Source organism: Methylobacterium sp. J-090, from assembly GCF_022829345.1.
Taxonomy (GTDB): Bacteria; Pseudomonadota; Alphaproteobacteria; order Rhizobiales; family Beijerinckiaceae; genus Methylobacterium.
Genome location: NZ_JAKSXV010000087.1, coordinates 53,336 through 75,238 on the forward strand (window position 1 = coordinate 53,336; position 21,903 = coordinate 75,238).

The following is a 21,903-nucleotide window of genomic DNA, read 5'->3' on the forward strand; positions in this document are numbered from 1 at the left end:
GTGCCGCCCGATTCACCCCTGGTCGTGGTCCGGGGGGCCACCCTGAGCTACCGCGATCGGCGCGTCCTCGACGGCGTCGACCTGGATCTCTTCGCCGGTCAGACCCTGGCGCTGCTCGGCCCCAACGGGGCCGGCAAGACCTCGCTCATGCGCCTCGTCGCCGGCCGCCTCGCCCCGCAGGCGGGGCACGTGCGGATCGCGGGGTGCGATCCGTTCGCGGCCCCCGAGGCCCGCCGGGCCATCGGCTGGGTGCCCCAGGACATCGCCCTCTATCCCCGCCTGACCGTGGCCGAGAACCTCGACGTGTTCGCCCGCCTCGCCGGCCTCGGCCGGCACGCCCGGCGCGCGGCCGTGGCCGACGCCCTCGACCAGACGGACATCGCCGCGGTCGCCGGTCGCCCCGTCGGCCTCCTGTCGGGCGGCTACCAGCGCCGGGTCAACATCGCCGCGAGCCTCATGGCGCAGCCCCGCCTCGTCCTCCTCGACGAGCCGACGCAGGGCGTCGATCTCCACGCCCGCGCGGCGATCCACGCCGTGCTGGAGCGCCTGCGCCGGGCGGGCGCGGCCGTGCTCGTCGCCACCCATGATTTCGCCGAGGCCGAGCGCCTCGCCGACCGGGCCGCCTTCCTGGCCGAAGGCCGCATCGTCCGCGAGGGTACCCTGCCCGACCTCCTGGCGCGTCGGCGCGACGGCGCGCCCGAGCACGAGGTCGCCCTGTCGGGCCCCGCCTCCGGCCCGGCCGAGGCGGCCCTGCGGCGGGCGGGCTTCGCGCCCGTGGACACCGGCCTGACCTGGCGGGCGCTGCCCGCCGCTGGCCCGCGCCTCAACGCGGCCGCACTGCTCGACGCCCTGCGGGCCGAGGGCGTCCCCGTCGCCGAGATCCGCATCCGCACACCCGGCCTCGAGGCGGTCTACCGCGACGCCCTCGGCCTGTGGGACCCGGCCGACCCCGTCCGGCTCCGCCGCCGCGAAGGCGCCGCGTCATGATCGCCGCCGCCTTCCGGGTGATGCTGCTAGGCCTCGTGCGCGACCGCGCCGCCCTGGTCATGGCCTTCGTGCTGCCCACCGTGATCTTCGTGATCTTCGCGGCGATCTTCTCCGGCGCCATCGGCGAGCGCATCCGCATCCATCTCGGCCTCGTCGACCTCGCCCGCACCGCGACGACCGAGCGCCTCGCCGCCGCCCTGGAGTCCGACCCGTCCCTGCGGATCGCGCGCCTGTCCGTCGCGGATGTCGCCGGGGCCGCGAGCGCCGTGCGCCGGGGCGAGGTCGACGTCGCCCTGGTCCTGCGCGGCGACCTCGATGCCGCCCCCGCCGGGGCGGCCCCAGCCGAGCAGCCCGTGGTGCTCATCGAGAACCCGTCCCGGGCGCTCGCCACGCCCATCGCGCTCGGCCAGTTCCAGCGGGTGCTCAACGCGGCCCTGCCCGACGTGGTGCTGGCGCGGATCGTCGCCGACGTGGAGCGCTCGGGCAAGATTGGCGCCGACGAGCGCGCCTTCCTGAACCAAGCCTTCGCCGAGCAGCGCGCCCGCAAGGAGCCGTTCTCGTTCGCGTCCCTCGTCGAACTGCAGAGCACGGCCACGGGCGGCGGCAACGACCGGGTGAGCTACTATGCCGGCGCCATCGCGGCGGTGTTCCTGCTGTTCGCCGCCATGCAGGGCGCGCTGTCCCTCGTCGAGGAGCGCCAGGGCGGCCTCGCCGACCGCCTGACGGCGGCTCCGGGCGGCCTCGCCGTGATCGTCCTCGGCAAGTTCGCCTTCCTCGTCCTCCAGGGGATGGTCCAGGCTGGCCTGATCTTCGCCGCGGCCGCCCTCCTCCACGGCGTCGACCTGCGTCCGCACTGGGCCGCCTGGATCGGCACCACCCTCCTCGTCTCCGCCATGGCGGCGGGGCTGGCGCTCGCGGCGTGCGCCGCCGCCGCCACCCGCCAGCAGGCCCACCTCGCCTCGACCTTCGGCGTCCTGCTGCTCTCGGCGGTGGGCGGCAGCATGGTGCCGCGCTTCCTCATGCCGCCCTGGCTGCAGCAGGCCGGCTGGTTCACCCCCAACGCCTGGGCCATCGAGGCCTACCAGACGGCGCTCGGCGAAGGCGTCTCCGCCGCCCTGCCGGCCTGGGGCGTGATGATCGCGGTGGCGGCGGTGAGTTTGGTGGCGGCGGTGGGGCTGGTGTCGCGGCGGGTGGCGTGAACGATCCTGACGGGCCGCCGCGACGGGGTAACGCGTTGACCCCCGCCGTAGGCAGCCTAGCTTCAACTATAAGGACGGCGTTCGTCCGTTCGGGAGTGGCAGGAACATGCGGGCTGGGTCTTCGGTCGCCGTCGTCGGCGCGGGGTTGGGCGGCCTCGCGGCGGCCTGCGTGAGCGCGGCGCGCGGCCACAAAGTCACCCTCTACGACAAGAACGACTGGCTCGGCGGCAAGGCGGCGGTGCTGCATCAGGACGGGTTCCGGTTCGACATGGGGCCGACCATCCTCACCGTGCCGAAGGTGCTGGAGCGCATCTTCCAGGAGGCCGGGCGCGACATCCGCGACTACCTCGATCTCCGCCGCCTCGATCCGCAATGGCGCTGCTTCTTCGACGACGACACCCGCATCGACCTCATGGCCGACGTGCCGACCATGGCGGCCTCCATGGACCGCTTCGCCCCCGGCACGGGCGCCGGCGAGGGCTACACGAAGTTCATCGAGATCTCCGAGCACCTCCACGGCGTCTCCAACCGGTTCTTTTTCTGGAAGGCCGTGGAGGACCTGTTCGACACCATCGACATCCGCGCCAACATGAACCCCGGGACGCTCCGGGATGTCCTGTCCCTGCGCATGGGCTCGTCCGTGGCCGGCACCATCCGCTCCAAGGTGAAGGACGCCCGCCTCGCCCAGATGCTCGACCACTTCGTCCAGTATGTCGGCTCCTCGCCCTACGGCGCGCCGGCCGTGCTCTGCGCCATCGCCCACATGCAGACGGCCGAAGGCGTGTGGTACCCCATGGGCGGCACCCGCGCCGTGGCCGAGGCCCTGGCGAAGCTCGCCGGCGAGCTCGGCGCCACCCTGCGGCCGGGCGACGAGGTCACGGGGATCGCCATCGACAGCGGTGCGGTGACGGGCGTGCGCACCGCCGCCGGCACCACCCCGTTCGACGCCGTCATCTCCAACATGGACAGCGTGCGGACCTACCGGGAACTCGTCGGCGGCGCCGTCGGCAAGGCCTACGAGAAGAAGAGCTTCGAGCCGGCCTGCTCGGGCGTGGTGCTCTATCTCGGCCTCAACAAGCGCTACGACCACCTCAGCCACCACGACTTCGTCTTCTCCCGCAACCCGGAGGAGGAGTTCGACCACATCTACCGCAAGGGCGAGCCGGCCCCGGACCCGACGGCCTACCTCGCCGCGCCGTCCTCCACCGATCCGAGCGTGGCGCCGGAGGGCGGTGAGGCCCTCTACGTCCTCGTCCACACGCCCTACCTCCGGCCGCATCACGACTGGAAGACGATGTTCCCGGCCTACCGTCAGGTGATCCTCGACAAGCTCAAGCGCACGGCCGGCATGCCCGATCTCGAGGAGCGCATCGTCGTCGAGCGCCACCTCACGCCGCAGGACATCCACGAGCGCTACAAGGTCTTGAACGGCGCGATCTACGGGCTGGCCTCCCACGGCAAGTTCATGGGCGCGTTCAAGCCCGGCAACCGATCGCGAAAGGTGCGGGGCCTCTATCTCGCCGGCGGCGCCGCCCATCCGGGCCCCGGCATGCCCATGGTGATGATGTCGGGCTGGATCGCGGCCGATGCCCACGACACCGACGCGCGCGGCGAGGTCCGGGCGAGCGCTTAAGCAGGTTCGCATTGGCGTGCCAACGCGAACCTGCTTAGCTTCCTGATCTGTCGCAGATTTTCGACGCAAAACCGGTGACCACTTTTGCGAAACCTGCTTAGGGACCGAGCGGTGTCGGCCCCGGCCCGATCGGCCTTCGTCTGGCGGTTCATGGTCGGGTATTTCGACCGGTTCCTGCGCCGCCACATGAATGCCCTGCGCCTCGCCCGCTGGGGCGTGCCGGATTTCGCCGATCATCCCGGCCCCATCGTGGTCTATTGCAATCACCCGGCGTGGTGGGATGCCGCCGTGGTCATCCTGCTCGCCGGGCGGCTGTTCCCCGCGCGCGAGAGTCACGCGCCGTTCGATGCGAAGATGCTGGAGCGCTACGCGATCTTCTCCCGCATCGGCGCCTTCCCGGTCGATCTCGATTCGGCGCGCGGCGCGGCGCAGTTCCTCAAGGCCTCACGGAAGATTTTGGCCTCGCGAAAGATTCCGGCGCGGCCCGGCGCGATGATCTGGATCACCGCGCAGGGGCGTTTCGCCGATGTCCGCGCCCGGCCGCTGGATCTGCGCGCCGGCGTCGCCCGCCTGCCCGAGCTCGCCCCCGACACCCTGTTCGTGCCCCTCGCCCTCGACTACGCCTTCTGGGAGGAGCGCGGCGCGGAGGCCTGCGCCGCCTTCGGGCCGCCGATCCGGGGCGCCGACCTCCACGCCCTCCCACGGCCCGAGCGCCTCGCCCGGATGGAGGCGGCCCTGACCGACACCCTCGACCGCCTCACCGCCGACGTGATCGCCCGCGATCCCGGCCGCTTCACGGCCCTCGTCTCGGGTGCCAAGGGCGTCGGCGGCGTCTACGATCTCGGGCGGCGCCTGCGCGCGGCCCTCACCGGGCGCCGCTTCGAGCCCGCCCACCGGGCAGAGGAAGACCGCCGGCCGTGATCCTCGCTCTCGCGATCGTTTCAGTGCTGCTTGCCCTCCTGCCGGCGGTGCTGGCGGCCGTAAACCTGTCGGTCCTCCGCACGCCGGTGTCGGATGCGTCTCGGACTGAGGCTTCGCGCAGGCAGCACGGGTCCCCACACCTTGCAGGAGAGGGACAGGGTGAGGTGTGTGACACCTCCGACAAGCTCGCACACCTCACCCCAACCCTCTCCTTCCAAGAGAGGGAGCCTGTCGTGCTCTACGCCGATCGTTCGTCGATGGCCGACCCCGGTCGCCCGGACGCCGAAAAAACGCCCCGCGTCTCGATCCTGATCCCGGCCCGCGACGAGGCCGCCACCATCGAACACACCGTGCGGGCGGCGCTGGCGAGCACGGGGGCCACCGTCGAGGTGCTGGTCGGCGACGACCACTCCACCGACGCCACCGCCGCCCTCGTGCGGGCCATCGCGGCCACCGACCCGCGCGTTCGCCTCGTGGCGATCCCGTCCCTGCCCGAAGGCTGGACGGGCAAGAACCACGCCTGCTCTGTCCTCGCAGGTGCGGCCCGCTTCCCCCACCTCCTGTTCATCGACGCCGACGTGACCCTGGCGGCGGCGGCGGCGGCGGCTTTGGCGGCGCATGCCACCGCCACGGGCGCCGCCCTCGTCAGCGGCGTGCCGCGCCAGCGCATGGGGACGCTCGGCGAGCGTCTCACCGTGCCGATGATCGGCTTCCTCCTCGTCGGCTACCTGCCGGTGCCGATGATGCGGTCCTCCCTGCGTCCGTCCCTCGGGGCGGCCTGCGGCCAGCTCGTCCTCGTCGACCGGGCGGTCTACGCGCAGACCGGCGGCCACGGCGCCATCCGGGGCTTCCTGCACGACGGCGTGCTCCTGGCGCGCCTTTTTCGCGCGGCGGGCCACGGCACGGACCTCGTGGCGGGGCACGCGCTCGCCACCTGCCGGATGTACCGGGGCTGGACGGAGGCCTGGGCCGGGTTCTCGAAGAACGCCCACGAGGGCATGGCGACGCCGCGCGCCCTCCCCGTCTGGACGGCGCTGCTCTTCACCGCCCATATCCTGCCGGTGCTGCTGCTGATCCTGTTCGGCCTCGGCCTCGCCGCACCCGGGGCGGCCGGCCTGGCGCTCGTCGCGCTCCTGCTGTCCCTCGGCACGCGGGCGGCGATCACCTTCGCCATGCGCGAGCCGGCCCTCACGATCCCGCTCCATCCCGTGGCCGTGGCCGTGGCGCTCCTGATCCAGTGGAACGTGCTCCTGCGCCGCAAGGCCGCCGGTGCCGCCGTGTGGAAGGGGAGAAGCTATCCGCTGAACGGCGCCTGATCCGGACCGGTCTCACGCAGGATCCAGGCCGCCGTGTCCGGGTCGGCGCCCTCCACGGGCAAGTGGAGAATGATCGGCGTCTCGTAGGGGTGGCGCGCCTTCAGGGCGGCGGCCAGGGGCTCGGCCAGGGTCGCGCGGCTCTTGATCAGGGCTACCACCTCGTCGGCCCGCTCCACCGCGCCCTTCCAGGCATAGACCGAGCGCATCCCCGGCAGCACGTTGACGCAGGCGGCCAGCCGCATGCGCACCAGGGCCTCGCCCACGGCCAGCGCCGCGTCGGCATCCGGGAAGGTGGTGTAGACGAGAAGCGGACGCTCCATGCTATGGGTCTCCCGATCGCGGACCGGCGGTTGCATCCCGCGCGGTGCGCTTGCGGTCCGAGGTGCGACGCGGATCGCGGTTGGGTCAACGGGGCGGACGAGGGTTCATGTCGCGGCGTTTCAACACGATCGCGTTCATCGCGAGCCCGACGGACGATGCGCGCCAGGCGGCGGACGCCCTGATGCGCCGCTACGACCACGTGCCGCCCGAGGAGGCGGACGTGGTGGTGGCGCTCGGCGGCGACGGCCTCATGCTCCAGGCGCTCCATCGCTTCATGGATGCCGGCAAACCGATCTACGGCATGAATCGCGGCACCGTCGGCTTCCTCATGAACGAGTACCGCGAGGAGGACCTCCTCGAGCGCCTCGAGAACACCAAGCGCAGCCGCATCCACCCCCTGCTCATGGAGGCCGTGGATACGGAGGGGCGCCGCCACCGGGCGCGGGCGCTGAACGAAGTCTACATGCTGCGCCAGACCCACCAGACCGCCAAGCTGCGGATCTCCGTCGACGGCCACGTGCGCCTGCCCGAACTCATCGCCGACGGGGTGCTGGCGGCGACGCCGGCCGGCTCCACCGCCTACAACCTCTCGGTGGGCGGGCCGATCCTGCCCCTCAACGCCCGCCTGCTGGCGCTGACGCCGATCTCGTCCTTCCGCCCGCGCCGCTGGCACGGGGCGCTCCTGCCCGATCACGCCCGCATCTTCATCGAGGTGCTCGACGCCGAGCACCGGCCCGTGGCGGCGGTGGCCGACCACACGGAGTTCCGGCGGGTCGCCACCGTCGAGACCTGGCTCGACCATGCCAGCAACCTCGTGCTCCTGCACGACCCCGGCCACAGCCTCGACGAGCGGATTCTGCGCGAGCAGTTCGGCTGATCCCGTCCGCGCCGGGCCCAACCTAGGGGTCGGGGCCGACGCGCGGTCTTACGCGGCGAGGCGGACGCGCTCCCGGTCGGCGCGGTAGCTCGCCACGAGGGCGTTCGGGATCGTGTCGAGGATCTCCGCGACGGTCGCCGCGTGGGTCTGCACGTCGTCCTGCCGCGTCGTCTCCCGCAGTTTCGCCGCACGCTCCTCCTGGAACTGCGCCAGGATCGCGCGCGGCAGGGCTTCGAGGATGAGGCCGACGGGGTCGGTCCGGGCGGCGTCCCCGGCTGTGAGAGTGCCATCGGCTCGAATGGCCACGTCCGGCGCGATCGTATCCGTCTCGATCGTGCCCGGGACCTCCGCCGCTAGGGAGGCCGCGCCGGCTTCGTGTTCGGCGACGGGTGCGGCGATCGTGACGGGCTCGGGCGCCTGCAGGGCTTCGGAGGCCTGCGGGGCTTCGGACGCCTGCGGGGCTTCGATTGCCTGCGGCTCTTGGCGTGCCTGCGGGGCCTGGTGTGCCTGCGGCGCTCGGGGCGTCTCCAGCAGCATCGCCGTCTCCGAAAGCTGCGCCGCCTGCGGGGGCGTCCCGGCCTCCGCCATGGCCTCGGCTTCTGAAGGTGTCCCGGTCTCGGGAAGCTCGGCGGTCGCCACGGTCCCGGCCGTCTCCCGGTGTCCGGTGATCTCGGCCGTCTCGCGGAGCGTCTGCCGCATGGCGGCGGCGTGGTGCGCCACCGGGGGGGGCGGCACTTGGCGCTGGGCCTCGCGCCACTCCGCATCGAGGATCTCGGATGCCATGGCCCGCGCGTCGAGGGACGGGGTGTCGAGGCGCCGCGCCTCGGGGAACGGGTCGGCCGCCGCCGGGGGCGCCAGCGCCTGTTGCTCGGCCATCATCCGGGTCCGCTCGCGCGCGGCGTCGCGGGCGGCCTCGGCCTCGAAGCGGGCCAGCAGGGCCATGACGCCCTGGGCGTCGGCGAACGGCATGGTCTCGCAGGCGGTGAGCGCGCGCTCGATCATGAGGCGCGACAGGGCCGCGCCCCGCGCGGTGCTCTCGCCCCGGCCGGCCTCGCGCCAGGCCGAGAGGGCGGCGGTGAAGGCCGGCAGCAGCATTCCCGGCAGGCCCGCCTTGCGGTGAAGGGCGGCGTAGGCGGCGCTCGACCCCTCGTGCATCAGGCCGGCGGCCCGGGCCGGGGCGAGTCCGGCGAGGTCGGCGAGGGCGGTCTCGGCGAACGGCATGTGGCCCGACAGGATCGCCCGCAGGATCAGGCCCGCGTTGAGCTGGCCGTGTGTCCGCAGGTAGGCGACGAGGCGGGCGAGATCGATGGGGTGCGCCCCGGCGCTGAAGTCCAGGGTCGCCCGCTCGCGCGCCTCCCGGCCGGCCCGTTCGCCCCGGGCCGGCGTAAGCCATCCGGACGCGACGGCATGGCGCGACAGGGCCTCGGCGAGCCGATCCGTGCAGGCCTGGCGCACTTCGAGGGGGAGGTGCGGCCGGGCCAGCACCGCCTCGCGCAGGGGCGCGTCGTCGCCGTGGCGCGCGACGAGGCGCAGGAGACTGCCGGCGGTGATGCGGGCGCTGCAATTCCGCACCATCGCGGCGAGGGCCTCCGGTCCGGCGATCTCCGCCATGGCGCCGGCCACCGCGTGCGACAGGTCGCGCCGCTCGGCGATGGCGACGCGCGCGGCCTCGCAGCCGATGGCGATGCCGTCGACGAGGTCGGCGTCGGTGAGGACGGGCGAGCGCCTGAGGACGAGGCAGGCGATGTCCGGCAGGTCGCCGGCCAGCGCCACCACGAGGGAACGCGGCGTCGCGGGGCTCGCCGCGCAGGCCTCGGCCAGGGCGCGACGCACCAGCGGGGCCGGGTCGTCGAGGAGCGCGAGGATCGTGGCCTCGGCCTGACCCGCCGTGTCGGGGGCGAGGCCCCCGTGCAGGGTGGCCCGGACCAGGGCGCCGGCCGCCTCCGCCCGGCGCTCGGCCGAGGCGTGCTGCGTCCAGGCGAGGAACTGGCGGATGATCATGGGCCGCTCCGGGCGGTGAAGAGGGAGGGATCGAGGGGGGCGCCGGTCCGGGCGGCCGACGCGGTGTTGAATTCGGCCGGCCGGCGCGGCGGCAGGGGGGCGCCGACGAGGGCGTTGGCGTCGGGACGCGCGGTGTCGGATGCCTGCACCGCCGGGGTGCTCGCCGCCGATGCGCCGCCGATGGGCTCGGCCAACGTGGTGTCCGCCGTCCCGTCCGAGCGCGGAAAATAGGTCGGCGCGCTGCGGGCGGCGTCCGTGGCCGCCCGCCCCTGCCAGAGCTTGGCGACCCCTTCCGAGACCGCACCCTGGCGCTTGTCGGTCTGGAACAGGGAGCGCAGGCCGCCGTCGAGGGAGGCGTAGGCGGTGGTGCCCTCCGGCAGCACGATGGGGCTGGCGGCCTGCAAAGTTCCCGATTGGGCCCCCGTGGAGCGGGCCGTGGACAGGAGGGCATAGAGTTCGGCCGCCCCCCGCGCCCGGCCGGTCTTGTCGTAGAACAGGCCGCGGTTGGCGGCGGCCGCCTCCGGCATGTCGAGGGCGGCGGTCCGGGCCGGGCTCGCCTGCGCGGTGTTGATGAGGGCGGCGGCCCCGCGCGCGCCGAGCACGTGGGCGGCGTAGAGGTCGCCCCCCGTGGGTTCGCGGCCGAGCGCCGCCGTCAGGGCGTCGCGGTTGTTCTGGGTCAGGGCGCCGGCGAGCGTCGCGGCGGTCTTGGGGTCGCGGCGCAGGTCGAGGATCGTCTGGCGCGCATCCGGGTCGGCCACCGTGTAGGTGCCGTCGGGGCGTGCCGTGATGGCGTCGGCGTAGGTCTGGAGGCCGAGCTTCGGCCCGGCGTTCTTCATGGTGCCGAGCCAGGTCTGTTCGATGAACTGGAACAGGCCCGTGGCCGAGGAGGTCCCGGCCTTCGCCGTCGGGTTGAGGGCGGATTCGCGCTGGGCCGTCGCCAGCAGGTAGTCGAAGCCCGCGCCGGAGGTCTGCGCCCCGTCGCGGATGGCCTCGACGACGGTGGAGCCCGCCCCCGTCGCGGCACGCGCACCGGCGTCCCGGCTGGCGCCGGTGTCGCGGGAGGTGGCGGGGGGCGTGGTGAACAGGAACATGCGCCGTCCGGCTGAGGGCGCGGCGCCGTGATGGCCACCTGTCCGTCACGCCTGACTTTGGTCAACTATGGTAAAAGAAGACTAAAGAGCGTGCGCGCGCGACCCTGTTCAATCCGGAGCAAGGTAGCGTCGCCGCGCCCAGCCCAGGATCGGACCGGCCTTGACCCGGCACCAGGTCAGACCGCTCGGGGTGTCGCTGGTGCAGCCGAAGCCCCGGATGCGCGCGCCGGCCGGCACCTGCCCGAGGGCGGGCGCGGCGGCGTCCGGCGTCTCGCGGAGGGTCAGGCCCTCGCCCCGGGGCAGGCCGTCGACGCGGAAGGCCTCGACGGCGGCGGCCGGCCCCGCCAGGGCGAGGAGGGCGGGGAGCGTGAAGGCAAGGCGCATGGCGGGTCTCAGGAGCGGTGGACACCCATCATCGCGGTCAGGCCGCCATCCACGGGGAGGACGGCGCCGGTGATGTAGGCCGCCCCCTCCCCCATGAGGAAGGCGGCGAGCGCCGCCACCTCCTCCGGCCGGGCGAAGCGGCCGGCGGGGATCTGGCGCTCCATGCCGGCCCGGTGCGCGGCGTAGGGCGCCATCATGTCCGTGTCGATGAATCCCGGGGCGATGACGTTGACGGTCACGTTGCGCTTGGCCGACTCGATGGCGAGGGTCCGGCAATAGGCGATGAGCGCGCCCTTGCTCGCCGCGTAGGCGGCGTTGCCCGGATTGGCCCGGAGTGCGGCCACGGAGCCGATGGCGACGATGCGGCCCGCGCGCGCCCGGATCATCCCCCGCACCAGGGATTTGGCGAGGCGCGTCAGGGACCAGAAGTTCACCTGCATGGCGGCCTCGGCCCGGTCCTGGTCGAGCATCGCCGCCAGTGCGTCGGAGGATTGGCCGGCATTGTGGACGAGGCCGTGGAAGGTCTCGGCCTCCAGGGTCTCGCAGAAGGCCTCCAGGGCGTCGCGGTCGGCGAGGTCGAGGGCGTGGGCCGTCACGGTGCTGCCCGGATGGGAGGCCGCGAGTTCGGCCACCAGAGCCTCGGCGGCGGGCGGCGACGAGCGGTAGGTGAAGGCGACGTCGTGCCCGGCCGCCACCAGGGCCCGGACGATGGCGGCGCCGAGGCCGGAGGCGCCGCCGGTGACGAGGATGCGGGTGCGCGTCTCCGGGCTCATGCGGGCTCGTCCCCGAGCACGAGGCAGGTGTTCTGCCCGCCGAAGCCGAAGGAGTTCGACAGCACCCGCGAGACCCGCGCGTCGCGGGCGGTGGCGACCACGTCGAGGGGGATGCCTGGGTCCGGCACCGCGTAGTTGATGGTCGGCGGGATGCGCCCGTGGGCGATGGTGAGGAGCGAGACCACGGCCTCGATGGCCCCGGCCGCCGTGAGCGTGTGGCCGATCATCGACTTGTTGGACGAGATCGGCAGGCGGCCGATGCGCGCCCCGAACACGGCGGCGCAGCCCATGGCCTCCATCTTGTCGTTCTCCGGCGTCGAGGTGCCGTGGGCGTTGACCGTGTCGATGGCGTCCGGGCTCGCGCCGGCATCGTCGAGGGCCGCGCGGATCGCCGCGATGCCGGGCGCGCCGTCGGGGCTGGAGCGGGTGCGGTGGAAGCCGTCGCCCTTCTCGCCGCAGCCGAGCACGTAGCCGAGGATGGTGGCACCCCGCGCCCGCGCGGCCTCGGCATCCTCCAAGACCAAGGCGCCGGCGCCCTCGCCCATGACGAAGCCGTCGCGGTTCTTCGAGAACGGCTTCGAGGCGCCTTCCGGCGGGTCGTTCTGGGTCGAGAGGGCCGAGAGCAGGGAGAACCGGATGAGGGATTCGGGGTTCACCGAACCGTCCGTGCCGATGCAGAGCGCCGCCTTCACCTCGCCCCTGCGGATCGCCTCGACGCCGAGCTGGATCGCGGTGGCGCCCGACGAGCAGGCGGTGGAGAGCGAGATCGGCGAGCCCCGGGTGCCGAAGCGGTCGGCGATGTGGTCGGCCACGGTGCCGAAGATGAACAGGTCGTGCCAGGCGTCGAAGCGGCGGCTGGCGGCGGCGCGCTGGAGGTCCGAATAGGTGATCGGCCCGTCCTGGCCCGACGCCTCGGCCATGGCCCGGCGCTGGGGCCATTCCATCTCGACGGGGGGCACGGCGATGAACAGGGCGCCGGGAAAGTCGCCCCGGGTGCCGAGGCCCGATTGCGCGATGGCCTCCTCGGCGGCCTCCTCGGCGAAGCGCTGCGACAGGGCGGGTGCCACCAGCGGATCGGTGTCGAGGAAGTCGACGGTGCCGGCGATGCGGGTCCGCAGACCTTCCGTGGAAAAGCGCTTGATGGTGTGGATGCCCGAGCGCCCGGCGGTCAGCGCCGCCCAGTTGTCGGCCTGGCCCTGGCCGAGCGAGGTCACGATGCCGAGGCCCGTGACCGCCACCAGGGGCCGGCCCTTGCTGTCGCGGAAGGAAGTGTCAGTCATCGCGCCGTTCTACACCGTTTCGCGGGTTGTGCCCGGTCAGACCGCGCACACGCGGATCACGCCCTCGCCGCGCCTGTGGCCGACCGTGGTGATGGCGACCTCGCGGGCGCGCCCCTCCGCCACGAGGCCGGCCGCGAGGGCCGCGCCGAAGGGCGCCGTCACCTCCAGGGTGTGGCCGATGACGTCGCCGAGGGCCGTCACGGGCACGCCCGGCGCGAGGCGGGCGAGCGCCGCGCCCTCCTCCGCCGTGATGCCGGCGACGCCCGTGGCGCCCGAGATCACATGGTCGGCGGCGTCGATTCCGGCGGCCCGCCACAGCGTCTCGACACTCCGCGCCGTGGCGCCGGGGTCGCGCCGGGAGCGGTCGCTCTGGACCGGCATGAGACGGGCGAGCGCCGTGGCGCCGCGCGCCCGGGCGTGCTCGGCCGATTCGAGGACGAGGAAGGCCGCACCGCTGCCGAGGATGAACCCGGCCTCCCCCGCACCGTCCCGCGAAAACACCGGCCGGAAGGGTTTGGCGCGCAGGTATCCGCCCATCTCGTGGATCACCATCACGTCCGGGCGCTCGGCGCTGTAGGAGCCGCCCACCAGCATGCAGTCGACCTGACCCGAGGCGATGCGACCTTGCGCGATGCGCAGGGCGTCGGTGCCGGCGGCCTCCTCGCCCATGAAGGTGCGCGACGCCCCCGTGACCCCGTGGACGATGGCGATGTTGCCCGCGAGCAGGTTCGAGAGCTGGGCGAGGAACAGGGTCGGGCGCAGGTCGTTGAGCAAGCGCTCGTTGAGGTAGGCGCCGGCATCCGCGGCCTCGCGAAGCCCCGTGAGGATCGCCCCGTCCACCTCCGTGTCGCGCTCGCCGCCGCCGCAGGCGACGACGAGGTGCATGGCGCCCTTCAGGGCCGCGTCGCCCTTGAGCCCGGCTGAGTCGAGGGCGAGGCCGGCGGCGTAGACGCCGAGCCGCTGCCACGGCTCCATCTGGCGCTGGTCGGATTTCTTTGGAATTTGCCCGTCCAGCGCCAGCGGCGCCACGGGATGCACCGTGTAGGGGGCGAACCGCTCGGTGTCGGTCCGCGCCGGCGCGCCGGCCGTGAGCGCGTCGAGATGCGCCCGGAGTCCCTCCCCCGCGCAGGAGACGAGGCCGAGGCCGGTGACGACGACGTCGCTCATGCTGGCTCCGGTTCCGTCGCGATCCCGGCGAGATCCAGGAGGCCGATCCGTTGCGCCCGCGCGCGCATGGGCGCGTCGAGGCCGTCGGGGAACGGCATGGTGCGGAAGCGCAGTTCGGCGCTGCAGAGCGGCTTGCCGTCGTGCCGGATGGCGGCCTTCGTCACCGCGTAGCCCGAGCCGTCATGCTCCAGGCTCGCCTCGATCACGAGGTCGGCGCCGGGGCCGACGAAGGCGCGGAACCGCGCCTTGTCCACGCCCATGAGGAACGGCATCTGCTTGAAGCCGAGATGGGCCAGGATGAGGTAGCCCGAGGCCTGGGCCATGGTCTCGGTGAGCAGCACGCCCGGCACCAGGGGATGGCCGGGAAAGTGCCCCTCGAAGACCGGGCTCTCCATCGGCACCCGCGACAGGGCCTCGATCCGGCCGGCGGCCCGGTCCAGAACCGTCACCGCGTCGATCATCTCGAAATATTCGAGCCGCATGTGTGGATTTCCGGCGGCTACGAGGCTTTGGCGGCCTTCTCGGCGACGAGGGCGTCGATGCGGGCGCAGAGGTTCTTGAGGACGAAGTACTCCTCGGCCGGGACCTTGCCCTCGTTGACCTCCTGGGTCCAGCGCTCAAGGGGCAGCTTGATCCCGAAGGCCTTGTCCACCGCGAAGGCGATGTCGAGGAAGGCGAGGGAATCGATGCCGAGATCGTCGATGGCGTGGCTTTCCGGCGTGATGGTGTCGCGCGGAATGTCGGCGGTGTCGGCGATGATCTCCGCGACGCGGTCGAAGGTGGCGGTCTGGGTCAGGTCGGACATGCGTTCTCGCCGTGTTTGCTGGATATCCCGCCACCCCGGCCCGCGCCGACGATGGCCGGACCTTGAGGCCGGCCCATGATGCCCGGTGCCCCCCGGTCGCGCAGCATGCCCTGCCGGACGACGCCGTGCGCCGCCGTTGAAAGATGAAGGCGGTCCCTTACACGAGGGGGGTAGGCCGGGCAACCGTGCCGCTTTTTTCCATGGTTGCCGGACCGTGGGGCCGGAGCCATTCCGCACATCGCCCGTGAGGCCTAGATGGGGCGAGGCGGTCCGTGCGGACACGCCGCCGAATCCCTCCGAGGCATCACACCATGGCCCTGCCCCCTTCGGCCCTGCTCCCTTCGGCCCGGCCCCCCCGCGCCGCCGATCCGGCGCCGCCGCCCCCGCCCGGCGCCCTGACGCCGCGCGCGCAGGGCGTCGCCCGCGTCCTCCTCGTGGCCGGGCTCGCCGCCCTCGGGCTCTGGGTGCTGCACCCGTTCCTGCCGGCTTTGGCCTGGGCGGTGATCCTCGCCATCGCGCTGGGTCCTCTCTACGCCCGGGCCGAGCGGCGCTGGCCGCCGGGCCGGCACAACCTGCTGCTGCCGATCCTGTTCACCCTCGCGGTCGCCCTCGTCTTCCTCCTGCCCCTCGTGGTCCTCGGCATCCAGGCGGCGCGGGAAGCCCACGACGTCGTCGCCCTGGCGCGCGCCGCCGAGGAGACCGGCCTGCCGGTGCCGGAGATGCTGTCGCGGCTGCCCTTCGGCGGGGCGCAGGCGAGCGCGTGGTGGGCCGAGAATCTCAGCCATCCGAAGGCGGGCGCCGACCTCCTGCATCACCTCGACAATTCCACGGCCATCGGCCTGTCGCGCAGCCTCGGGGCGCAGATCGTCCGGCGCGTCGTGCTGTTCGGCTTCAGCCTCGTCGCCCTGTTCTTCCTGTTCCGGGACGGGAAGCTCGTGGCCGCCCAGGTGCTCACGGCGAGCGCCCGCCTGTTCGGCCCGCGCGGCGAGCGCGTCGCCCGCCAGATGGTGGCCTCGGTCCACGGCACCGTCGACGGCCTCGTCCTCGTCGGCCTCGGCGAGGGCGTGCTGCTGGGGATCGTCTACTACTTCGCCGGGGTGCCGCACCCGGTGCTGCTCGGGGCGCTGACGGCCGTGGCGGCCATGATCCCGTTCGGGGCGCCCCTGGTCTTCGGCGCCGCCGCCCTGGTGCTCCTCGCCGCCGGCTCGGTGGTTCCGGCGGCGGTCGTCGTCGCGGCGGGCTTCGTCGTCACCTTCGTCGCCGACCACTTCGTCCGCCCCGCCCTCATCGGCGGGACGACGCAGCTGCCCTTCCTCTGGGTGCTTCTGGGGATTTTGGGTGGTGTCGAGACGTTCGGGCTGCTCGGCCTGTTCCTCGGGCCCGCCGTGATGGCGGCGCTGATCTTGTTGTGGCGGGAGTTCACGGGCGGGGAGCGTGCGAGCCGCGCCCCGTGATCCTTCTCCCCTCTGCGGGAGAAGGTGGCCCGCGAAGCGGGTCGGATGAGGGGAGCACTGCCCTATCTCGGTAAGTCGCGCTGCCCCTCTCCCGGTCGCTCCGCGACCACCCTCCCCCGCAAGGGGGGGAGGGTTTCCGCAAGAGGCCCGAAACGAAAAAAGGCCCCGCCCTTTCGGGCGGGGCCTTCGTTCACCGGATGGCTTGTCGGCCTACGCCGCGAGCGAGCGCAGCACGTAGGGCAGGATTCCGCCATTGCGATAATACTCGAGCTCGTCGAGGGTATCGATCCGGCAGGTGAGCGGCACGTCCCGCTTGGTGCCGTCGGCCGAGGTGATCTGGGCCACCATGGTCTGGCGCGGCTTGAGATCGCCCGACAGGCCGAGGATGGTCACGGTCTCGTCGCCCTTGAGGCCGAGCGAGGCCCAGCTCGTGTCGCCCTGGAACACCAGGGGCACGATGCCCATGCCGACGAGGTTCGAGCGGTGGATGCGCTCGAAGCTCTCCGCCACCACGGCGCGGACGCCCAGCAGCTTCGTGCCCTTGGCCGCCCAGTCGCGCGACGAGCCGGTGCCGTATTCCTTGCCGGCGAACACCACCAGCGGCGTGCCCTCGGCATGGTACTTCTGCGCGGCGTCGTAGATGAACATCCGCTCGCCCGAGGGCTGGAACAGGGTCCAGCCGCCCTCGACCACGTTGCCGGCCTCGTCGCGGACCATCTGGTTCTTGATGCGGATGTTGGCGAAGGTGCCGCGCATCATGACTTCGTGGTTGCCGCGCCGCGTGCCGTACTGGTTGAAGTCCTGCACCCGGACCTGATGCTCCTGCAGGTAGGCGCCGGCCGGGGAGTTCGCCCGGATGTTGCCCGCCGGGGAGATGTGGTCGGTGGTGATGGAATCCTGGAACAGGCCGAGGATGCGGGCATCGACCACGTCCTCGACGGGGGCGGGCGTCTTGGTCATACCCTCGAAATAGGGCGGGTTCTGCACGTAGGTGGAGGTCGAATCCCACTGGAAGGTCTCGGCCTCGGTGACCTCGACGGCCTTCCAGTAATCATCGCCGCCGAACACGTCGGCGTAGCGCGACTTGAACAGGGCCGAGGTGATGTTGGCCTCGATGAACTCCGCCACCTCCGCCGTGGAGGGCCAGATGTCCCTGAGATAGACGGGCTGGCCGTCCGACCCGGTCCCGAGCGGCTCCGTGGCGAGATCGACCTGCATGGAGCCGGCCAGCGCGTAGGCGACGACGAGGGGCGGCGAGGCGAGGTAGTTCGCCCGCACATCCGGGTTCACCCGGCCCTCGAAGTTGCGGTTGCCCGACAGCACGGCGGCGGCGACCACGTCGTTGTCGTTGATCGCCTTCGAGATCGCGGCCGGCAGCGGGCCGGAATTGCCGATGCAGGTGGTGCAGCCGAAGCCGACGAGGTTGAAGCCCAGGGCATCGAGCGGCTGCTGCAGGCCGGCGCTGGCGAGGTACTCGGCCACCACCTGGGAGCCGGGGGCGAGCGAAGTCTTCACCCAGGGCTTCGAGCGCAGGCCCTTGGCGACCGCGTTGCGGGCGAGCAGCCCCGCGCCGATCATCACGCTCGGGTTCGAGGTGTTGGTGCAGCTCGTGATGGCGGCGATGACCACGTCACCGTGGCCGATGTCGAAATTGGCGCCCTCCACCGCGTAGCGCTTGGCGATGTCGGCCGCGCGCTTGAACTCGGTCTCCATGGAACCGGCGAAACCGGGCTTGGCCGCATCGAGCAGCACCCGGTCCTGCGGGCGCTTGGGGCCGGCGAGCGACGGGCGCACGTCGCTCATGTCGAGCTCCAGCGTGTCGGTGAAGACCGGATCGGAGGTCTGGGCGTCGCGCCACATGCCCTGCGCCTTGGCGTAGGCCTCGACCAGGGCGATGCGGTCGTCCGTGCGGCTGGTGACGGTGAGGAAGTCGATGGTCTTCTGGTCGATGGGGAAGAAGCCGCAGGTGGCGCCGTATTCCGGGGCCATGTTGGAGATGGTGGCGCGGTCGGCCACCGCCATGTCGTCGAGGCCGGGGCCGTAGAACTCCACGAACTTGCCCACCACGCCCTTCTTGCGCAGCATCTGCGTGACCGTCAGCACCAGATCGGTGGCGGTGGTGCCCTCGGGTAGCTTGCCCGACAGCTTGAAGCCGACGACCTCCGGAATCAGCATCGACAGCGGCTGGCCGAGCATGGCCGCCTCGGCCTCGATGCCGCCCACACCCCAGCCGAGCACGGCGAGGCCATTGACCATGGTGGTATGCGAATCGGTGCCGACGAGGCTGTCCGGATAGGCGATCTCGGTGCCGTTCTCGGCCTTGGTCCATACGGTCTGCGACAGGTATTCCAGGTTCACCTGGTGGCAGATGCCGGTGCCGGGCGGGACCACGGAGAAGTTGTCGAACGCCGACTGGCCCCATTTCAGGAAGGTGTAGCGCTCGCCGTTGCGCGAATATTCAAGCGCCACGTTATCGGCGAGCGCCTTCGGGGTGCCGAACTCGTCGACGATCACCGAGTGGTCGATGACGAGGTCGACGGGCACCAGGGGATTGATCTTCTGGGGGTCGCCGCCCAGCGCCACCATGGCGTCGCGCATGGCCGCCAGGTCGACGACGGCGGGCACGCCCGTAAAGTCCTGCATGAGGACGCGGGCGGGGCGGAAGGCGATCTCGGTCTCGGTCTTGCCGCGGTTCTCCAGCCACGCGACGGTGGCGGAGATGTCGCCCTTCTTCACCGAGCGGTCGTCCTCGAACCGCAGGAGGTTCTCGAGGATCACCTTCATGGAGAACGGCAGGGCGGTGGCATCGGCCAGACCCGCCTTCTCCGCATGGGGGATCGAGTAGTAGGTGTAGGACTTGTCCCCGACGGTGAGGGTCTGGCGGGACTGGAAGCTGTCGAGCGATGCCACGGCGTTATTGATCCTCGCGAGCGGTTGGTCGAACACGCGCAGGCATAACCTGCGCCACGAAATTCGTGCTCGGCTGGGTGCGCTTTCGAAGCGCGCGCCGCTCCGGGGGTGCCCGGACAGGTTGTTGCGCGAAGGGCGATTTGGACGCCCTGAGACTCGCGCGGCGCAGCCTGACGCCCGTATAGAACACTTCGAAACTGGCCGCTACCGGCGGCCTGACAGAGCGCCGCGTCTGTCGTCGGCGGGAGGGGCTATGCCGCGACGAGGTGCGCGAAATCCGCGCCTTCGGCGACGTGTTCGGAGGCATCGAGGATTTCGATCCCGACGACACGTCCGGCGGCATCGAAATCGAGCATGATGCCCGGGCGCACCTCCTCGCTCCCGACGATCGTGGCGTCGGCGAGCTGCACGTAGAGTGCGTCCGCCTCACGGTCATACCGGGATTTCATCGGTTCCGGGCCTCCGGCCACGATCGAGGAAGGCTGTGATCACGTGAAAGGTCGAGGCTGATCGTATCACATAAACCACGCGAAGCACGCGGCCGTCCCGTTCCGGCAGGGCGCGGAAGGCCCGCCTTCGATCCGGATGCCGGGGATCGGGCTCGACGGCATCCGGGGTCAGGATCGTGTGCTCCACCCAGGCCTGGTCCAGGGCACGCAGTGCGATCTGGTCCCGCGCATGTTGCGTGTAGGTGAAGATCGGGACCAGCATGAGACCCGCCCGGCGCAGCCTCAACCCGGCATAGAACACGTTGAAACTGGCCGCTACCGGCGGGCTGACAGAGCGCCGCGTCTGTTGGCTGTGGGGGGCGCCCACCTGCCGGCTGCGTGGACGTCATGGGTGGAAGCGCGCTAGATTGGGCTCTGGACCGGAGATGCCGATGATCGCCCTTCGCCTGCCGCCCGAGATCGAGGATCGCCTCGCAGCCCTGGCACGGCGCACGGGCCGCAGCACGGACGACTACGCTCGGGACGCGATCCTCGATCACCTGAAGGATATCGAGTAAGATATCGAGGATGTGGAATTGGCCGAAAGCCGGCTCGAAGCCATTCAGCGCGGAGAAGCTAGTACGATTCCGCTTTCCGAGGCGATGGCCCGGTATGGCCTGGCGGATTGAGTTCGACCGTTCGGCCGAACGGGAACTCGCCAAACTCGATCCCGCCTCGGCCGAACGGATCCTCAGGTTCCTACGCCATCGGATTTCGCCCCTCGACAATCCCCGGGTGATCGGCAGTGCCCTCACGGGCACCTCTGGCGGTATCGCGTGGGTGATTTTCGGGTGATCGTCGGTATCGAGGACCACGCCTTGCGAATCCTCGTGGTGAGCGTCGGAAATCGCCGCTCGGTCTATCGTTGAGATCGTTTTGCGGTAGACGCGTCTTCGACGACGCGTGATCGCGCGGTCACACATTCCCTGAAGGCTTACGGACAGGCGCTTGATCCAGACAATCCCGTGCGGCTGACCGCCCAAAACCTCACCGTCCGCCGCTCCGGCCGCCGCATCTTCTCGGACGTGTCGTTCACCCTCGATGCGGGCGAGGCCCTGATGGTCACCGGGCGCAACGGCGCCGGCAAGTCGACCCTGCTCGCCGTGCTGGCCGGCCGCCTGAAGCCAGAGGCCGGGACGCTCACGGTGGCGAAGGTCGGCGAGGCGACCCTGCCCGAGTGCCTGCACGTGGTCGGCCACCGCGACGGGCTGAAAAGTCCGCTGACGGCCGAGGAGAACCTCGCCTTCGCCCGCGACCTTCTGGGGATGCCCACCGCGAGCCCGCGCGCCGCCCTGGAGGAACTCGGCCTCGGCCACGCCCTGAAACTGCCCGTCGCCTATCTCTCCGCCGGGCAGCGCCGCCGGGTGGCGCTCGCCCGTCTCCTCGTCTGCCGGCGGCCGCTCTGGCTCCTCGACGAGCCGACGGCGGCCCTCGACGTCGCCTCGCAGGGGGTGCTGGCCGGCATGATGGCGCGCCACCGGGCGGAAGGCGGCCTCGTCATCGCGGCGACCCACCAGGCCCTCGGCCTCGACGGCGCCCGCGAGCTGCGCATCGCGCCGGCCCGACCCGACGCACGGGCATCCCAAACCGCCGCGACCGGAGACGTGTGGTGGTGATGCGCGCCCTCAAGGCCCTCGTCGCCCGCGACCTCGCGCTGGCCGCCCGGGTCGGCGGCTCGGGGGCGCTGTCCCTCGTGTTCTTCCTCATGATCGTCGCCGTGGTGCCGTTCGCCCTCGGACCCGACCTCAACCTGCTGTCGCGGATCGGCCCGGCCATCCTGTGGCTGGCCGCCGTCCTCGCCACTCTCATCGGCCTCGACCGCCTGTTCCAGGCCGACGAGGAGGACGGGTCCCTCGACCTCATGACCGGCGCCCCGGTGCCCATGGAGCTCGTGGTGCTCGCCAAGGTGCTGGCGCACTGGCTCACCACCGGCCTGCCGCTGGCGCTGGCCGCCCCCCTGTTCGGCCTGCTCGTGGCGCTGGACGGCACGGCCATGGCCGCCACCAGCCTGACCCTGCTGGTGGGGACCCCGGCGCTGACCTTCATCGGCGCCGTCGGCTCGGCGCTCACCGCCTCGATCCGGCGCGGCGGGCTGATCCTCGCCGTGGTGGTGCTGCCCCTGATGATCCCGACCCTGATCTTCGGCGTCTCGGCGAGCGAGGCGGCGCTCGGCGGCACGGTGCCGTTCACGACGCCGCTCGCCATCCTCGCCGCCCTCACCCTCATCGCCGGCGTGGTCGGCACCCTGGCCGCCGCCGCGGCGCTCCGCTGGAGCGAATGACGGGTCTGTGACCTT

23 protein-coding genes and 1 pseudogene are annotated in these 21,903 nt (G+C 72.0%); 12 read left to right on the forward strand and 12 right to left on the reverse strand.

The genetic code is table 11. From position 1 onward, the window contains the following. The 5 genes from MKK49_RS14915 (at position 1) to MKK49_RS14935 (ending at position 6,056) form a co-directional block, all read left to right on the forward strand. Complete coding sequence (locus tag MKK49_RS14915) at positions 1-987, forward strand: ABC transporter ATP-binding protein (protein WP_244029708.1); 987 nt, start codon at positions 1-3, stop codon at positions 985-987. Continuing rightward, positions 984-2,186, forward strand: coding sequence for an ABC transporter permease (locus tag MKK49_RS14920; protein WP_244029710.1), 1,203 nt, complete (start codon positions 984-986; stop codon positions 2,184-2,186). Before MKK49_RS14915 ends, MKK49_RS14920 begins: the two co-directional genes overlap by 4 nt. A gap of 106 nt (positions 2,187-2,292) precedes the next feature. Beyond that, positions 2,293-3,819 (forward strand): phytoene desaturase family protein, encoded by a 1,527-nt coding sequence (locus tag MKK49_RS14925; protein ID WP_244029712.1) that lies wholly within the window; start codon positions 2,293-2,295, stop codon positions 3,817-3,819. 150 nt (positions 3,820-3,969) lie between these two features. Continuing rightward, positions 3,970-4,740 (forward strand): lysophospholipid acyltransferase family protein, encoded by a 771-nt coding sequence (locus MKK49_RS14930; protein ID WP_244029773.1) that lies wholly within the window; start codon positions 3,970-3,972, stop codon positions 4,738-4,740. Positions 4,741-4,997: 257 nt separating this feature from the next. Continuing rightward, positions 4,998-6,056: a glycosyltransferase family 2 protein gene (locus MKK49_RS14935; protein WP_244029776.1), complete on the forward strand. Its 1,059-nt coding sequence runs from the start codon at positions 4,998-5,000 to the stop codon at positions 6,054-6,056. Here MKK49_RS14935 and cutA read toward each other — a convergent pair. After that, positions 6,035-6,376 (reverse strand): divalent-cation tolerance protein CutA, encoded by a 342-nt coding sequence (gene cutA / locus MKK49_RS14940; protein ID WP_244029714.1) that lies wholly within the window; start codon positions 6,374-6,376, stop codon positions 6,035-6,037. The genes MKK49_RS14935 and cutA overlap by 22 nt on opposite strands. 107 nt (positions 6,377-6,483) lie before the next feature. Between cutA and MKK49_RS14945 the strand changes: the two genes are divergently transcribed. Then, on the forward strand, positions 6,484-7,254 hold the full coding sequence (locus MKK49_RS14945) for an NAD kinase (protein ID WP_244029716.1): 771 nt from the start codon (positions 6,484-6,486) through the stop codon (positions 7,252-7,254). Between the two features lie 48 nt (positions 7,255-7,302). Here MKK49_RS14945 and MKK49_RS14950 read toward each other — a convergent pair whose 3' ends face one another. From MKK49_RS14950 to MKK49_RS14985, 8 genes are all read right to left on the reverse strand, one after another. After that, complete coding sequence (locus tag MKK49_RS14950) at positions 7,303-9,255, reverse strand: DUF2336 domain-containing protein (RefSeq protein WP_244029718.1); 1,953 nt, start codon at positions 9,253-9,255, stop codon at positions 7,303-7,305. Next, on the reverse strand, positions 9,252-10,346 hold the full coding sequence (locus MKK49_RS14955; protein WP_244029721.1) for a transglycosylase SLT domain-containing protein: 1,095 nt from the start codon (positions 10,344-10,346) through the stop codon (positions 9,252-9,254). The genes MKK49_RS14950 and MKK49_RS14955 overlap by 4 nt, the downstream gene beginning before the upstream one ends. Positions 10,347-10,454: 108 nt before the next feature. Continuing rightward, complete coding sequence (locus MKK49_RS14960) at positions 10,455-10,730, reverse strand: SH3 domain-containing protein (RefSeq protein ID WP_244029724.1); 276 nt, start codon at positions 10,728-10,730, stop codon at positions 10,455-10,457. An 8-nt stretch (positions 10,731-10,738) separates the two neighbouring features. After that, entirely contained in the window at positions 10,739-11,503 is a 765-nt protein-coding gene (locus MKK49_RS14965) for an SDR family NAD(P)-dependent oxidoreductase (protein WP_244029726.1), read from the reverse strand. Next, positions 11,500-12,783: a beta-ketoacyl-ACP synthase gene (locus MKK49_RS14970; protein ID WP_244029728.1), complete on the reverse strand. Its 1,284-nt coding sequence runs from the start codon at positions 12,781-12,783 to the stop codon at positions 11,500-11,502. Before MKK49_RS14970 ends, MKK49_RS14965 begins: the two co-directional genes overlap by 4 nt. Positions 12,784-12,819: 36 nt before the next feature. Next, on the reverse strand, positions 12,820-13,950 hold the full coding sequence (locus MKK49_RS14975) for a beta-ketoacyl-ACP synthase (protein ID WP_244029730.1): 1,131 nt from the start codon (positions 13,948-13,950) through the stop codon (positions 12,820-12,822). Then, complete coding sequence (locus MKK49_RS14980; RefSeq protein ID WP_244029731.1) at positions 13,947-14,432, reverse strand: 3-hydroxyacyl-ACP dehydratase FabZ family protein; 486 nt, start codon at positions 14,430-14,432, stop codon at positions 13,947-13,949. The genes MKK49_RS14975 and MKK49_RS14980 overlap by 4 nt, the downstream gene beginning before the upstream one ends. A 17-nt stretch (positions 14,433-14,449) precedes the next feature. Next, positions 14,450-14,755 carry an acyl carrier protein gene (locus MKK49_RS14985; RefSeq protein ID WP_056095482.1) on the reverse strand — a complete coding sequence of 102 codons (306 nt, stop codon included), beginning with the start codon at positions 14,753-14,755 and terminating at the stop codon, positions 14,450-14,452. A gap of 311 nt (positions 14,756-15,066) precedes the next feature. Between MKK49_RS14985 and MKK49_RS14990 the strand changes: the two genes are divergently transcribed. After that, a complete protein-coding gene (locus MKK49_RS14990) occupies positions 15,067-16,209 on the forward strand; it encodes an AI-2E family transporter (protein WP_244029733.1) in 1,143 nt (380 codons plus the stop codon). A gap of 210 nt (positions 16,210-16,419) precedes the next feature. Here the strand turns inward: MKK49_RS14990 and acnA are convergent, their stop codons facing one another. From acnA to MKK49_RS15005, 3 genes are all read right to left on the reverse strand, one after another. Then, on the reverse strand, positions 16,420-19,119 hold the full coding sequence (gene acnA / locus MKK49_RS14995) for an aconitate hydratase AcnA (protein WP_244029735.1): 2,700 nt from the start codon (positions 19,117-19,119) through the stop codon (positions 16,420-16,422). Positions 19,120-19,370: 251 nt separating this feature from the next. Beyond that, positions 19,371-19,529, reverse strand: coding sequence for a DUF2283 domain-containing protein (locus MKK49_RS15000; protein WP_244029737.1), 159 nt, complete (start codon positions 19,527-19,529; stop codon positions 19,371-19,373). Between the two features lie 22 nt (positions 19,530-19,551). Further along, positions 19,552-19,830, reverse strand: a complete 279-nt coding sequence (locus tag MKK49_RS15005; RefSeq protein ID WP_244029739.1) for a DUF4258 domain-containing protein — start codon at positions 19,828-19,830, stop codon at positions 19,552-19,554. Between the two features lie 169 nt (positions 19,831-19,999). On the opposite strand from MKK49_RS15005, the gene MKK49_RS24800 reads away from it, so the two are divergent. The 5 genes and pseudogenes from MKK49_RS24800 to ccmB all read left to right on the forward strand — a co-directional run bounded on the left by MKK49_RS24800 (position 20,000) and on the right by ccmB (position 21,888). Then, a complete protein-coding gene (locus tag MKK49_RS24800) occupies positions 20,000-20,125 on the forward strand; it encodes a TraY domain-containing protein (RefSeq protein ID WP_409565079.1) in 126 nt (41 codons plus the stop codon). 94 nt (positions 20,126-20,219) lie between these two features. Further along, the gene (locus MKK49_RS15015) at positions 20,220-20,402 is read left to right on the forward strand and encodes a hypothetical protein (RefSeq protein ID WP_313899167.1); all 183 of its coding nucleotides are present in this window, start codon (positions 20,220-20,222) and stop codon (positions 20,400-20,402) included. Then, positions 20,369-20,476 (forward strand): annotated as a pseudogene (locus MKK49_RS24805) (type II toxin-antitoxin system RelE family toxin); the annotation flags it as partial. The gene MKK49_RS15015 and the pseudogene MKK49_RS24805, both read left to right, overlap by 34 nt. Positions 20,477-20,572: 96 nt before the next feature. Next, entirely contained in the window at positions 20,573-21,223 is a 651-nt protein-coding gene (gene ccmA / locus MKK49_RS15020) for a heme ABC exporter ATP-binding protein CcmA (protein WP_244029741.1), read from the forward strand. Further along, positions 21,223-21,888, forward strand: a complete 666-nt coding sequence (gene ccmB, locus MKK49_RS15025; protein ID WP_244029743.1) for a heme exporter protein CcmB — start codon at positions 21,223-21,225, stop codon at positions 21,886-21,888. The genes ccmA and ccmB overlap by 1 nt, the downstream gene beginning before the upstream one ends. Positions 21,889-21,903 lie beyond the last annotated feature (15 nt).